This is a genomic window from Streptomyces sp. MBT53 (assembly GCF_016654115.1).
Classification (GTDB): Bacteria; Actinomycetota; Actinomycetes; order Streptomycetales; family Streptomycetaceae; genus Streptomyces.
Genome location: NZ_JAEQAZ010000017.1, coordinates 71,033 through 83,423 on the forward strand (window position 1 = coordinate 71,033; position 12,391 = coordinate 83,423).

General features: G+C 69.9%; 12 protein-coding genes. 4 read left to right on the forward strand and 8 right to left on the reverse strand.

Annotated elements, in window-relative coordinates; genetic code table 11:
- Positions 1-46 precede the first annotated feature (46 nt).
- Together JHN45_RS09380 and JHN45_RS09385 are read left to right on the forward strand one after the other, a co-directional pair.
- Positions 47-2,548 carry a SpoIIE family protein phosphatase gene (locus JHN45_RS09380; RefSeq protein ID WP_201048667.1) on the forward strand — a complete coding sequence of 834 codons (2,502 nt, stop codon included), beginning with the start codon at positions 47-49 and terminating at the stop codon, positions 2,546-2,548.
- 181 nt (positions 2,549-2,729) lie between these two features.
- Entirely contained in the window at positions 2,730-3,458 is a 729-nt protein-coding gene (locus tag JHN45_RS09385) for a class I SAM-dependent methyltransferase (RefSeq protein ID WP_201048668.1), read from the forward strand.
- Between the two features lie 48 nt (positions 3,459-3,506).
- Here the strand turns inward: JHN45_RS09385 and JHN45_RS09390 are convergent, their stop codons facing one another.
- From JHN45_RS09390 to JHN45_RS09415, 6 genes are read right to left on the reverse strand one after another with little or no spacing between them, the layout of a single operon-like run.
- Positions 3,507-4,424, reverse strand: coding sequence for an SDR family NAD(P)-dependent oxidoreductase (locus tag JHN45_RS09390; RefSeq protein WP_201048669.1), 918 nt, complete (start codon positions 4,422-4,424; stop codon positions 3,507-3,509).
- A gap of 36 nt (positions 4,425-4,460) precedes the next feature.
- Positions 4,461-5,702 carry a cytochrome P450 gene (locus tag JHN45_RS09395; protein WP_201048670.1) on the reverse strand — a complete coding sequence of 414 codons (1,242 nt, stop codon included), beginning with the start codon at positions 5,700-5,702 and terminating at the stop codon, positions 4,461-4,463.
- Between the two features lie 49 nt (positions 5,703-5,751).
- A complete protein-coding gene (locus JHN45_RS09400; protein WP_019071312.1) occupies positions 5,752-5,946 on the reverse strand; it encodes a ferredoxin in 195 nt (64 codons plus the stop codon).
- A gap of 18 nt (positions 5,947-5,964) precedes the next feature.
- Positions 5,965-7,182 (reverse strand): NAD(P)/FAD-dependent oxidoreductase, encoded by a 1,218-nt coding sequence (locus tag JHN45_RS09405; protein ID WP_201048671.1) that lies wholly within the window; start codon positions 7,180-7,182, stop codon positions 5,965-5,967.
- A gap of 44 nt (positions 7,183-7,226) precedes the next feature.
- Positions 7,227-7,967: an SDR family NAD(P)-dependent oxidoreductase gene (locus JHN45_RS09410; RefSeq protein WP_200711528.1), complete on the reverse strand. Its 741-nt coding sequence runs from the start codon at positions 7,965-7,967 to the stop codon at positions 7,227-7,229.
- Positions 7,968-8,025: 58 nt separating this feature from the next.
- Entirely contained in the window at positions 8,026-8,421 is a 396-nt protein-coding gene (locus JHN45_RS09415) for a carboxymuconolactone decarboxylase family protein (protein WP_200711527.1), read from the reverse strand.
- A gap of 228 nt (positions 8,422-8,649) precedes the next feature.
- On the opposite strand from JHN45_RS09415, the gene JHN45_RS09420 reads away from it, so the two are divergent.
- A complete protein-coding gene (locus tag JHN45_RS09420; protein WP_200711526.1) occupies positions 8,650-10,278 on the forward strand; it encodes an NAD(P)/FAD-dependent oxidoreductase in 1,629 nt (542 codons plus the stop codon).
- A gap of 17 nt (positions 10,279-10,295) precedes the next feature.
- Here JHN45_RS09420 and JHN45_RS09425 read toward each other — a convergent pair whose 3' ends face one another.
- Both JHN45_RS09425 and JHN45_RS09430 read right to left on the reverse strand, forming a co-directional pair.
- Positions 10,296-10,694 carry a nuclear transport factor 2 family protein gene (locus tag JHN45_RS09425; protein WP_201048672.1) on the reverse strand — a complete coding sequence of 133 codons (399 nt, stop codon included), beginning with the start codon at positions 10,692-10,694 and terminating at the stop codon, positions 10,296-10,298.
- 52 nt (positions 10,695-10,746) lie between these two features.
- On the reverse strand, positions 10,747-11,145 hold the full coding sequence (locus tag JHN45_RS09430) for a nuclear transport factor 2 family protein (RefSeq protein WP_200711524.1): 399 nt from the start codon (positions 11,143-11,145) through the stop codon (positions 10,747-10,749).
- Positions 11,146-11,302: 157 nt separating this feature from the next.
- On the opposite strand from JHN45_RS09430, the gene JHN45_RS09435 reads away from it, so the two are divergent.
- On the forward strand, positions 11,303-12,352 hold the full coding sequence (locus JHN45_RS09435; protein ID WP_200711523.1) for a cyclase family protein: 1,050 nt from the start codon (positions 11,303-11,305) through the stop codon (positions 12,350-12,352).
- Positions 12,353-12,391 lie beyond the last annotated feature (39 nt).

Here is a 12,391-nt window from a genome sequence, read left to right on the forward strand (position 1 = left end):
TGGCGGCACAGATCTTGCGGAGCCGTGGGGAGAGAGGGCCTGGGCCATGGACCGTGGCACCGAGCGGGAGGCGCCTCCCGGCCGCGGAGCCGGGGACGACGTGGTGAGCGAGCACACCGCGGCGGGCCGTATCCCGCTGGCTGTGATCCTGATCGACCGCGACGGACTCGTCTCGCACTGGAGCCGAGGCGCCCGACGGCTGTTCGGCACCACCAAGGAAGAGGCGATCGGCCAGACGGCCGTCGACCTGCTCCCCGTCTCCGGCGCCCTGCCCGACGAGGAGGAGACCAGCCCCTACGGCGCGTTCGCGTCCTACGACGGACTCGGCCCCGACCTGGAGTCCTCCCTCGACGGCCAGCTGTCCTACCCGGCCGCCGGACGCGCCCGCCTCACCGTGCCCGAGCGAAGCGAGATGGGGGTCACCCCGGCCGAAGGCTGGGGGAGGGACCGGGTGGACGTCCTGTGGTGGGCGTACCCGCTGGTCGGCCCCGGTCAGGAGCGGCTGCTCGTACTCGCCGCCGACGCGGACGGACTGCGCCAGGACCTCCCCGAGGCGGACGGCGCCTTCGAGCGCATAGCACCCGCCTTCGCCCACCACACCGACTTCTCCGGCGCCGACGAACTCGCCCGCAGGCTCCCCGAGATCCTGCCCAGCATGAGCGTCGACGAGAGCGCCCGCATCGTCGCCCAGGTACTCGAACTGGGCTACCCCGTCCTGGAGTTCAGCCAGAACGAGCGGGTGCCCGTGACCCCGGACTGGGGCGTCGCCCGCCGCGCCGAGCGCAAGGCGCGCCGCGAGCGGGCAGCGGCGGCGGTCGCCGAGGGCCTGCCGGTGCCCGAGGAGGTCGTGGACGAGCGCGAGGACCTCGAATACGTCGCCGTACGCGAGCGGTTGGAGTTCCTCAACGAGGTCAGCGGATGCATCGGCACCTCGCTCGACCTCGCCACCACCATCGTCGAAGTCAGCCGGGCCGTCGTACCCCGCTTCACCGATGTCGCCGGCACCTATCTGCGCGAACAGGTCGTCGCCGGCGAGGGGTTCCCGGACGGTGTGCCGGACACCACCACCATGTGGCACCGGGTCGCGCTGGAGCACACCGACGAACCCGGCCGCTGGGACGACGTCGTACCGGTCGGCGAGGCCATGCCGTTCCCCGCGCACACCCCGTTCTTCCAGTGCATGACCAGCGGCGAACCCGTCCTCGTGCCGCGCATCAGCGAGCAGATGGGGCACATGATCGCCTCGCAGTTCGAGAAGCGCGACATCCGGCCGCTGATCACCGGACGCTCCATGCTGGTCGTCCCGCTCAAGGCGCGCAATGTCGTCCTCGGCTTCATGATCCTGCTGCGCCACCCGGAGCGCGTCGAGTTCAACGACATGGACCGCGTCACCGGCGCCGAACTCGCCGCCCGCGCGGGCCTCGTGCTCGACAACGCCCGCATGTACACCTACCAGGAGAGTGTCGCCGAGACCCTCCAGGACAGCATGCTGCCGCACATCCCGGCACGCATGGCGGGCTGCGACATCGCCACCCGCTATCTGCCCGGCACGCTCCTCGGACGCGTCGGCGGCGACTGGTTCGACTCGGTGAAACTGCCCGGCGCCCGCACCGCCCTCGTCGTCGGCGACGTCATGGGCCACGGCCTCAACTCGGCAGCGATGATGGGCCAGTTGCGCACCGCCGTGCAGACCATGGCCGCCATGGACCTCCCGCCCGCCCAACTCCTGCGCAACCTCGACGACTTGGCCCAGCGCCTCGGCGACACCTATCTCGCGACCTGCCTGTACGTCGTCTACGACCCGATCGCGGGCGAACTCCACATCGGCAACGCGGGCCACATCCCGCCGGTGATCGTGCGGGCCCGGGACGGCCGCAGCGAGCTGCTCGACCTGCCCACGGGCGCGCCCATCGGCGTCGGCGGGGTGCCCTTCGAGGCGGTCCGCGTACGCGTGGAGCCCGGCGACCGGCTGGTGATGTGCACGGACGGTCTGGTCGAGGTGCGCGGCGAGGACATCGGCGTAGGACTCGCGACGCTGAGCGAGTCGGCCGCGCATCCGGCCGCGTCCATGGACGACGCCTGCGACACGATCATCCGCTCCCTCAACACCCGCGGTGGCCGCAAGGACGACGTCGCCCTCCTGATGGCCCGTCTGAACGGCATCGAGCCGGACGACGTCGCCGAGTGGCGGCTCGCCCTCGACCCGGCCGAGGTCGGCCGGGCCCGCGCGGTGGTCCGCGAACAGCTCCACGAGTGGGGCCTCGCCAAACTCGCCGACACCGCCGCCCTGTTGGCCGACGAACTGGTCACCAACGCCGTACGCCACTCTCACGGCCGCCGGATCGAACTGCGCCTGGTGCGCGGCGACACCCTGCTGTGCGAGGTGGACGACGACGATCCCACCCTGCCGACCCTGCTCAGCGCGGGTCCCGACGACGAGTTCGGGCGCGGACTGCACGTGCTCGGCACGCTCGCCCGTGAGTGGGGCGCCAGCCGTACCACCGCGGGCAAGACCGTCTGGTTCGAACTCACGCTGCCCCGCCGCTGAAGCCCTGCCTCGCCGCTGAAGCGCAGGTGACCGAGGGGGCGCGCGAGGCGCACATCGGCGTACACGTGTCGAATGAGCGGTGAAGGAATGCGCCGTGTGCTTGTGAGCGGGACCCGGGCGCGATAAACCGTACTGGCCCGTCACTTACGGCGGAACGGCCTTGCATCCTGGGGAGTTGGGCATGAGCGTGACCAGTCGGTACCGGGACGCCTGGGAAGGTTTCTGGCGCGAGGCGCCCGAGGAACAGGGGGCCGTCTTCTGGGACGCGTCACCGACACAGACGGTGGGACTCCATCTCGCCCTGTTCGAACCGAAGTTGCGCGACCCCGGCCTCCAGATGATCGACCTCGGCTGCGGCAACGGCACGCAGACCCGGTTCCTCGCCGACCGCTTCAACCATGTCATCGGCGTCGACCTGTCCGCCGCGGCCATCGACCACGCCCGGCACGCGGACCCTGCCGGGCAGGCGACCTACCGGCTGCTGGACGCCACCGACAAGACCGAGGTCGAGACGCTGCACGCCGAACTCGGCGACGCCAACGTCTACATGCGGGGCGTGCTGCACCAGGTCGACCCCGACGACCGGCAGCCGCTGGTGGACGGGATCGCCACGCTCGTCGGGGAGCGCGGCCATGTCTTCCTCGTCGAACTCGCCGAGGCCGCCCGCCCGATCATCGGAGGCCTGGCCCAGGATCCGGAGGGGCCGCCCGCGAAGCTCGCCCCGATCCTCCGCCACGGCATCGCCCCCGGAGAGGTGGCCGACGACGAGGTGCCCGAACTCCTCCGCGCGGCCGGCCTCACCATCCTCGCCAGCGGTGAACTCCCTCTGATCACCACCGAGTTCAGGCCCGACGGCGCGCGCATCGAGCTGCCGTCGAAGTGGCACATCGCGGGCCGCGCGACCAGCTGAGGCGACAGGGGGGAGGCGGGGCGGCTCACCGCCTCCCCCCTGCCCGTCCTATCCGAACTGGTGCTTGAGGAACGACCCGGACCACGCCATCAGGTCCGCGGGCACGTAGTACCCCTTCTCGTCGTTGATCGCGTCCCAGTTCTTCGCGACGTCCTCGACGGAGGCATCGCCCCGCTCGTGCGCGTACCCCTCCGTCGAGGCCAGGAAGACCCGCGCGAAGCGGCCCGCGCCGGCCGTGTAGATCTCGCCGCTCACCGGGACGCTCTCGTGCGCGAGGTAGGCCACCATCGGCGCCACCGCCGACGACGGCATGTACGGCATACCCGCCGCGGTCGCGGCGGGCTCCTCGTCGGGGCCGCCGCCCATCCGGGTCATCGCGGCCGGCGCGATCAGGTTGACCTTGATGTTGTGCGGCTCGCCCGCCAGCTTCGCGCTGCGTGCCATGCCGACCGTGCCCGCCTTCGCGGCGGCGTAGGACAGGTTGTTGTCCATGCCGAACATGCCGCTGGAGGTGGTGAGCACGACCCGGCCGTAGCCCTGCTCGACGAAGTGCGGCCAGGCGGCCCGCATCGTGTTGAAGGAACCGAGGAGGTGGACGGCCAAGTGCCGTTCCAGGTTGTCGAGTTCGATCTCCGGCAGGCCCGCGTAGCGGATGATCCCGGCGTTGTTGACGAGGACGTCGATCCGGCCGAAGTTCTCGATCGCGGTGTCGATGATGGCCTCGCCGCCCGCGGTCGTGGACACGTCGTGGGTGTCGGCGACGGCCTCACCGCCCGCGGAGACGATCCCGTCGACGACCTTCTGCGCGGGTCCGGCGTCCGAGCCCTCGCCCTCCATCGACCCGCCCAGGTCGTTGACGACGACCTTCGCCCCGCGCTCCGCCAGCAGACGGGCGTAGGCGCGGCCGAGGCCACGGCCCGCGCCGGTGACGACGGCGACGCGTCCTTCGAAGCCGAACTCGCTCATGGGTGACTCCAGTTGTGTGCGGGAAAGCGTGGGTCGCTACCAGGTGACCGGCAGCTCGTGAATGCCGTAGGCGAGCGCGTCGTCCCGGCGGAACCTCAGCTCGTCGAAGCCGACGGCGAGGCGCAGGGTCGGGACGCGGCGGTACAACGTGCCGTAGACGACCTGCAGTTCGATGCGGGCGAGCTGCTGGCCGAGGCACTGGTGGATGCCCCAGGCGAAGGCGTGGTGGTGCCGGGCCTCGCGGGTGATGTCGAACTTCTCCGGCTCGGGGAAGGCCGCCGGGTCCCAGTTGCCGGCCGGCAGCGCGGCGATGATGCCCTCGCCGGCCTTGATGGTGACGCCCTCGATCTCGATGTCCTCGGCGGCGATCCGCCGCTGCCCGAGGGCCGGGATCGTCAGATAGCGCAGGATCTCCTCGACCGCGTTCGCGACGACCTTGGGGTCGTCCGTCTCGCGCAGCAGGGCGAGTTGTTCGGGGTTCTGCAGGAGCAGGGCGGTGCCCAGGGTGATCATGCTGGCGCTGGTCTCGTGACCGGCGATCAGCAGGATCATGCACAGCATGACGGCCTCGGGCAGCGTGACCTCGCCCGCCTTGATCCGCCCGGCGAAGTCCGAGATGACGTCGTCGCTCGGCTCCTCGATCCGCTTCTGGAGCAGCCCGGCCAGATAGCCGCCGAGCGCCTCCATGGCCGCTCGGTCCTGCTCGGCGGTCTTGTCGCTGCGGGTCGCCAGCGAGGCGTGCTCCTGGAAGAACGCGTGGTCCTCGTACGGCACTCCGAGCAGCGCGCAGATCATCAGCGAGGGCAGCGGCAGCGCGAGCGCCTCCACCAGGTCGACCGGTTTCGGGCCCGCGAGCATGGTGTCGATCAGCTCGTCGGTGAACCGCTGGATCTCCGGCCGCAGCTTCTCCATCCGGTTGCGCGTGAACGGAGCCGTCATCATGCGGCGGATCCGCGTGTGGTCGGCGCCGTCGGCGTTGAAGATGGTCAGCGGGTGGTGGGGGGAGTTCTCCGCCATGGCCTGGTTCGGGTGCGGGAACCCGGCCTGCTTGTCGTTCGAGCTCACGCGCGGGTCGGACAGGATCACGCGCTGCGCGGCGTGCCCGGTCACCAGCCACGGGGTGCTGCCGTCCCAGAGCCGGCCCCGGGACACGGGCGCCGTCTCGTTCAGGGCGCGCAGCCCGGCGGGCGGGGCGAAGGGGCAGCCGCGGTCCCGCGCGCCGGGGTAGTCGAAGAGCTCCGCGTCAGGGGCGGCGAGTTCCGTCTCGGCCTCGGACATGGTGGTTCCTCCAGATGAGGGTGGGGTGGGGGGAAGACAGCGGCTGGGGTCATTCCTCGATACGGATCGCGAGCGCCGGGCACACGGCCGCCGCGTTCCGTACGTCGTCGGCCAACTCGGCCGGCGGGTTCTCGTCCAGCAGGACGACGATGCCGTCCTCGTCCCGCTGGTCGAACACGTCCATCGCGGCGGCGACGCACTGCCCGGCGGCGACGCATTTGTCCTCGTCGACGACAACCTTCATGACAACTCTCCTGATCGTTCAGTGGGCCGGGGAGGAGACGGGGGCGGGGGAGGAGACCGAGTCGACGATCTCCTGACGGCGCTGCCTGGCCTGCTTGGGCATGTTCCAGCCGAGGATCCCGGTCACCCGGCCCCCGCTGCGGTACCGCGTGACGAACCGACGGGTCGTCAAGTCGCCGTCCACGACGTCGACTTCGGCGTCGGCCGGCAGGAAGCCGTGCACCTGGAGCTTGGCGTCGAACTGGTCGGTCCAGAAGTACGGCACCGGCTCGTACGGTCGGTCCTCACCGAGGATCGCGCCGGCCACCGCCATGGCCTGCTCGGTGGCGTTCGTCCGGTTCTCCAGCCGGATCAGCCGGCCGAGCTGCTCGTGGTGCCAGCGGGCCACGTCACCGACGGCGTAGATCCCGGGCGCGGCCTGGCAACGCGAGTCGCACACCACGCCGTTGTCGAGTTCCAGCCCGCTGTCGGCCAGCCACTCCGTCGCCGGACTCGCCCCGATCGCGACGACCACCACATCGGCGGGCAGTACCTCGCCGGTGCTCAACTCGACGCCGGAGACGCGCCCTTGGGCGCTGGTGAACCCCGAGACGCCGTTCCCGAGCCGGAGCCGGACGCCCCGCTCGGTGTGCAGCTCCGCCAGCAGCCCCGACACCAGCGGGCCCACCTGAAGGGCCAGCGGTCCGGTGAGAGGCCCGGCGAGAGTGACGTCCAGGCCCAACGTCCGTGCCGTGGCGGCGATTTCGGAGCCGAGGACGCCCTCACCGACGACCACCAGACGTGACCCGGCGAGCAGATCCGTGCGCAGGGCGAGCGCGTCGTCGAGGGTGCGCAGCACATGCACACCGGTCAACTCGCCCTGCCCGGGCAGCACTCGGGGCCGTACACCGGTGGCGATCACGATCGCGTCCGCGCTCAGCTCGCGTCCGGACTCGGTGCGCACGGTCCGGGTCGCCGTGTCGAGACCGACCGCCGGATCGCCGTACACGAACTCGGCGTCCAGGCCGGTCAGCATGTCCTCGGTGCGCAGCGCGGCCCGGTCGGGCTCCCAGGCGCCGGAGAGGATCTGCTTGGACAGCGGCGGCCGGTCGTACGGGGCGTGCGGCTCGGCGCCGAGCACCGTGATCCGGCCGGTGTACCCCTTGCGGCGGAGGGCCTCCACCGTGGTCAGCCCGGACGCGGAGGCGCCCACCACCAGCACGTGGGCCACGGCCCCGGTGTCGTCCTCGATGCTCATGTGCGGCTCCGTTGCAGCGTCGTTGCGATGTACTTTGCGGGTGCTCACACGAGGTAGCGTCCGCCGTTGGTGCTGAGGGTCTGGCCGGTGACGTAGGACGCTTCCTCGGAGGCGAGGTAGGCCACCGCGTAGGCGACGTCCTCCGGCTGCCCGGCGCGCTTCATCGGCATGGTGGCGGCGGCCGCGTCCACGTCGACGGGGCCCTGGCGGACCAGCGGGGTGTCGATGAAGCCGGGCGGCACGTGGTTGACCGTGATGCCCTTCTCGATGTACTCGATCGCGAGGGCGCGGGTGAGGCCGATGACACCGCCCTTGGAGGACACGTAGTGCGCCATGGCGGGTGCGCCGGTCTGGGTGGAGGACGAGGAGATGTTGATGATCCGGCCCCAGCCCGCCGCGAGCATGTCGGGCACGATCTCCTGGGTGACCAGGAACGGGCCCTTGAGGTTGATCCCGATCATGCGGTCCCAGGACGCCTCGGAGATGCTGGTGAACGGCTCGTAGGCGGTGATGCCGGCGTTGTTGACGAGGATCGTGATCGGACCGAGGTCCTCGCGGGTGCGGGCCGCGGCCGCTGCCACCGCGCCGGCCTCGGCCGCGTCGCCCGAGACGGCGATCGCCGTACCGCCCGCCTCCTGGATGGCCGCCGCGGTCTTCTCGGCGCCCTCGGTGTTGAGGTCCCACACCGCGACCGCGGCTCCCCTGGCCGCGAGCACCTTCGCGATCGCCTGGCCGATGCCCCGGCCGCCGCCGGTGACGACCGCGACCTTTCCCTGCAGTGACATGTGCGCTCCCTTGCGCTCGTGCGCGGTGCCGGAGAACGGGCACCGGTGGTTCGTCCGGCTATTCGCCCAGGGCCTCGCGGGCCGCGGTACGGGCCGCCACGGCCTTGGGGAAGCCGGTGTACCCGGCGGAGTGGTAGATGACCTCGGCCAGCTCGTCCCTGGTCACCCCGTTGGTCAGGGCGACCCGGACATGGGTCTTCAGCTCGGTCTCGGCGCCGAGCGCGATCAGGATGCCGAGGGTGACGAGGCTGCGGTCGCGCGGGGCCAGACCCTCGCGGCCCCACAGCGCGCCCCACACGGTGGACAGACCGATCTCGACGAGATCCTCGCCGAACTTGCCGTCCCGCATGTCGAGATCGCCCTCCGCGGGCACCACCCCGGGCAGCGCGGCACGAAGGGCTTTCAGCCCCGCGGCGCGCAGATCGGTGGTTTCCTTGACGTCTTCGACGCTCATGCGTGACTCCCGGTGCATGCGGATTGCATTCGTCCCAAACGAAAGTTAGATCAAACGGTCGGTACAATCAATGCCTGTCGCGGATATGGCTGGTCCAAGCTCTCTCCGTCATCGCCATTGATCGGGCCAAGCCCCTCATCTACTCTCGGTCTGAATATTCGACCGACTGGTCGAACTATCAAACCAGGCTCATGTGGGAGCCGCAGCCCCAGTCACCATGGAGCGCAAATGAGCGAATCTTCGAAGCCGGCGGTCCAGGACCGGGTCGACGTCCTCGTCATCGGGGCCGGCGTCACCGGCATCTACCAGCTGTACACCGCCCGCGAGGCGGGCTTCTCGGTGCGGCTCCTCGAAGCGGGCACGGGTGTGGGCGGCACCTGGTACTGGAACCGCTACCCGGAGGCGCGCTTCGACTCCGAGAGCTACACCTACGGCTACCTGTTCTCGAAGGAGCTGTGGGAGGAGTGGGAGTGGTCGGAGCGGTTCGCGGGCCAGCCCGAGATCGAGCGCTACTTCAACCACGTCGTCGACAGGTTCGACCTGCGCCGCGACATCCGCACCGGCGTCAAGGTCACCTCGGCCGTCTTCGACGAGCCCTCCGGCACCTGGACCGTCCGCGGCAGCGACGGCACCGAGGTCAGGGCCCGCTACGTCGTCGCGGCCACCGGCAACCTCTCCGTGCCGTTCATCCCGGGCATCCCCGGCCGTGAGGACTTCCGCGGCGAGCAGCACCACACCTCGCGCTGGCCGAAGACCCCCATCGACTTCACCGGCAAGCGGGTCGCGCAGATCGGCACCGGCTCCAGCGGGGTGCAGATCATCTCCGCGATCGCCGACGACGTAGCACAGTTGACGGTGTATCAGAAGGACGCCGACTGGCTCACCCCGCTCAACAACGCGCCGATCACCGCGGAGGAACAGGCCGAGCTCAAGGCCAACTACGAGTCCATCAGGGACACGTTGAACACGTCACCCAGCGGCTTCCTGCACCAGATCGTCATGCGCTCCGGCCTCGACGACAGCCCGGAGGACCGCCAGGCGTTCTACGAGGAGCGTTGGAACGGTCCAGGCTTCACCAAGCTCACCGAGCACTACATGGACATGCTGTCGAACGAGACCGTCAACGCGGAGTGGTGCGCGTTCATGGCCGACAAGATCCGCAGCATCGTCAAGGACCCCGAGACCGCCGACAAGCTGATCCCCAAGGGGCATGGCTACGGCGGCCGCCGGCCCCCCTTCGGCACCGGCTACTACGAGACGTACAACAAGCCGAACGTCTCCCTCGTCGACATCAACACGACGCCGATCACCCGCATCACCGAGGACGGCATCGAAACCGCCGACGGTGTCGAGGAGTTCGACATCATCATCTGGGCCACCGGCTACGACTTCGGCACCGGCGCCCTCAACAGGCTCGGCGTACAAGGCCGTCAGGGCCTGTCGCTCAAGGAGTACTGGTCGGACGGCCCGCGCACCTACCTCGGTGTCGCCACGGCCGGCTTCCCCAACTTCTTCTTCCCCGGCGGCCCGCACGGCGCGACCGGCAACAACCCGCGCTACGCCGGCGACCAGGTGGAGATCATCACCGACGCCATCGTCCACGCGCGCGACCACGGCTACGACGTCGTCGAGGTCACCGAGGCCGCCGAGGAGGAGTGGACGGACAGCATGAACAACAGCAAGATGTCCTCCTTCCTGGAGAGCAGCTACTTCTACGGCGGCAACATCCCCGGCAAGCCGGTCAAGCAGCTCCTCAACCCGACGGGCCGCTGGGCGCTCCAGGAGGCGATCAACACGGTCAAGCAGAACGACTTCCCGACCTTCGTCCTCACGAAGGCCGAGCAGCCGGACGCCTGAACGCCCGGACGCNCGCGCTACTCCGCGAAGGTCGTGACCCGCTGCTTGAAGAGCCAGGTGCCGTCCTCGCGCCGCAGGACGTCGTCGTAGCGCCCGACCATCTGCACGGTCCAGCCCGCCTCGCCGCGCGCGAAGAACGCCAGGTTGCTGGTGGCCGTCGCCTCGTCCTCGGTCGCCGAGGTGACGACGGTGTTGGCGATCAGGTGCAACTGCGGTGCCTGGGGCGAGAATCCGCCGAAGCCCTGCCGTATCGCCTCCCGCCCTTCGAACTTGGCCATACCGACGATCTCGGCGACGCCGTCGTCGGTGTACAGGGCGGCGATGTCGTCGGTGCGTCCGGCGTCCAGGGCTTGGGCGTAGGCCGCGATGGCGGTCTGTACGGCAGCCGTGACGGACGGGTCGATCGAGGTGGTCATCTCACTCCAAGGTCTGGGTCAGGAAGGTCAACTGGCTCGCTGAGGGCGGCTGTTACGCCTGGTACGTCGTCTTCCTGCGGTGCAGCAGCCAGGTGCCGTCCTGGCGGCGCAGGGTGTCGTCGTAGTGCCCGACCACGCCGATCGCCCAGCCCGCCTCGCCGCGCTGGAGGAAGGCCACGTCGCTCAGCGCGCGGGCCTCGTCCTCGCCCGTGGACGTCACGACGGTGTTGGTCACCAGGTGGAGCTGCGGCTGGACCGGCTCCCATCCCTTGAAGGCCGCGTGGATCGCGTCGCGCCCCTCGACCGGGTCCATGCCCGGTATCTCCAGGACGGCGTCGGGCGTGTACAGGACGGCGATGTCGTCGGTGCGGCCGGCGTCCTGGGCCTGGGTGTGCGCGCCGAGCACGGCCCGTACGCCCGCCACGACCCACGCCTGTGTGGATTCGCTCATTCTTCGCTCCAAGGTCAGGGTGTTTCGACCACTCAGTCTATTGATGAGTCGAAGATAAAGGGAGGGGGGTGCGCCGGATTCGTTGACCGATCGGTACAATCACAAATAACATGCGGGCGGCTGGTCAACGGGGACTGTCGCCGAAGGAGGCGTGATCATGACGAAGCGTTGGAAGCAGCGTCCGCCGGGCTCTACGTGGGGCGATTGGGGCGATGACGACGAACTGGGCCGCATCAACCTGCTCACCCCCGAGAAGGTGCTCCAGGGGGTCCGCGAGGTCGAGCACGGCATCAGCTTCAGCCTGAGCCTGCCGCTCGACTATCCGGGCGGGAGCGAGCTGAACCAGCGGCGCTACCCTCCGATCCTGCGGCCCACCGAGGACCTGGAACACAAGCAGGACGTCTTCTACAACATCAAGGCGCGCGAGCACTTCTCGCCGCACCTCAGGGACGTCTGGTCCGACGACGTGGTGACCCTGTGGCTCCAGTACTCGACCCAGTGGGACGCACTCGCCCACCAGGGCCAGGAGTTCGACGCCGACGGTGACGGCGTCGAGGAGGCGGTCTACTACAACGGCTACCGCGCGGACACCGACATCGTCGGACCGCAGGAGGACGCCAAGGGCGACGGCAGCGGCACCCTCGGCTTCGCCCGCCATCTGGGCCTCGAGCACATGGCGGAGCACGGGGTCCAGGGCCGGGGCGTCCTGGTCGACCTCGCCCACCACCTGGGCAACACCTGGCAGCCGGTCAACCTGAAGACCCTTCAGGAGATCATGGCCGCGGACAACATCGTCGTCGAACCCGGCGACATGCTCCTCCTGCACACCGGCTTCGACACCGCGGTCCTCGGCTGGGGCAAGAACCCGGACCCCGTGGGCATCCACACCACGGCCTCCTACCTCGACGCGTTCGACCCGGCGCTGCTGGAGTGGATCGCCGACTCGCAGATCTCGGCGCTGATCTCGGACAACTACGCCGTCGAGGGCGTCGGCGTCGGCCCCGAGGACAACACCCCGCACTCGCTGCTCCCGATCCACAACCTCTGCCTCTTCAAACTGGGCGTCCCCCTGGGCGAGTTGTGGTACCTGGAGAAGCTCGCGGCCTGGCTGCGCGAGCATGACCGCAGCCGCTTCCTGCTCACCGCGCCCCCGCTCAACCTGCCCGGTACGCAGGGCAGTCCGCTGACACCGGTCGCGACCGTCTGACCGCCTGACAGCCGCTACGACGGGAAGGGCCCCCAGAGA

Excerpts from the sequence above, each read along its gene's own strand:
- JHN45_RS09380 (WP_201048667.1), top strand. The coding sequence starts at position 47 with ATGGACCGTGGCACCGAGCGGGAGGCGCCTCCCGGCCGCGGAGCCGGG.
- JHN45_RS09385 (WP_201048668.1), top strand. The coding sequence starts at position 2,730 with ATGAGCGTGACCAGTCGGTACCGGGACGCCTGGGAAGGTTTCTGGCGC.
- JHN45_RS09390 (WP_201048669.1), bottom strand. The coding sequence starts at position 4,424 with ATGAGCGAGTTCGGCTTCGAAGGACGCGTCGCCGTCGTCACCGGCGCG.
- JHN45_RS09395 (WP_201048670.1), bottom strand. The coding sequence starts at position 5,702 with ATGTCCGAGGCCGAGACGGAACTCGCCGCCCCTGACGCGGAGCTCTTC.
- JHN45_RS09400 (WP_019071312.1), bottom strand. The coding sequence starts at position 5,946 with ATGAAGGTTGTCGTCGACGAGGACAAATGCGTCGCCGCCGGGCAGTGC.
- JHN45_RS09405 (WP_201048671.1), bottom strand. The coding sequence starts at position 7,182 with ATGAGCATCGAGGACGACACCGGGGCCGTGGCCCACGTGCTGGTGGTG.
- JHN45_RS09410 (WP_200711528.1), bottom strand. The coding sequence starts at position 7,967 with ATGTCACTGCAGGGAAAGGTCGCGGTCGTCACCGGCGGCGGCCGGGGC.
- JHN45_RS09415 (WP_200711527.1), bottom strand. The coding sequence starts at position 8,421 with ATGAGCGTCGAAGACGTCAAGGAAACCACCGATCTGCGCGCCGCGGGG.
- JHN45_RS09420 (WP_200711526.1), top strand. The coding sequence starts at position 8,650 with ATGAGCGAATCTTCGAAGCCGGCGGTCCAGGACCGGGTCGACGTCCTC.
- JHN45_RS09425 (WP_201048672.1), bottom strand. The coding sequence starts at position 10,694 with ATGACCACCTCGATCGACCCGTCCGTCACGGCTGCCGTACAGACCGCC.
- JHN45_RS09430 (WP_200711524.1), bottom strand. The coding sequence starts at position 11,145 with ATGAGCGAATCCACACAGGCGTGGGTCGTGGCGGGCGTACGGGCCGTG.
- JHN45_RS09435 (WP_200711523.1), top strand. The coding sequence starts at position 11,303 with ATGACGAAGCGTTGGAAGCAGCGTCCGCCGGGCTCTACGTGGGGCGAT.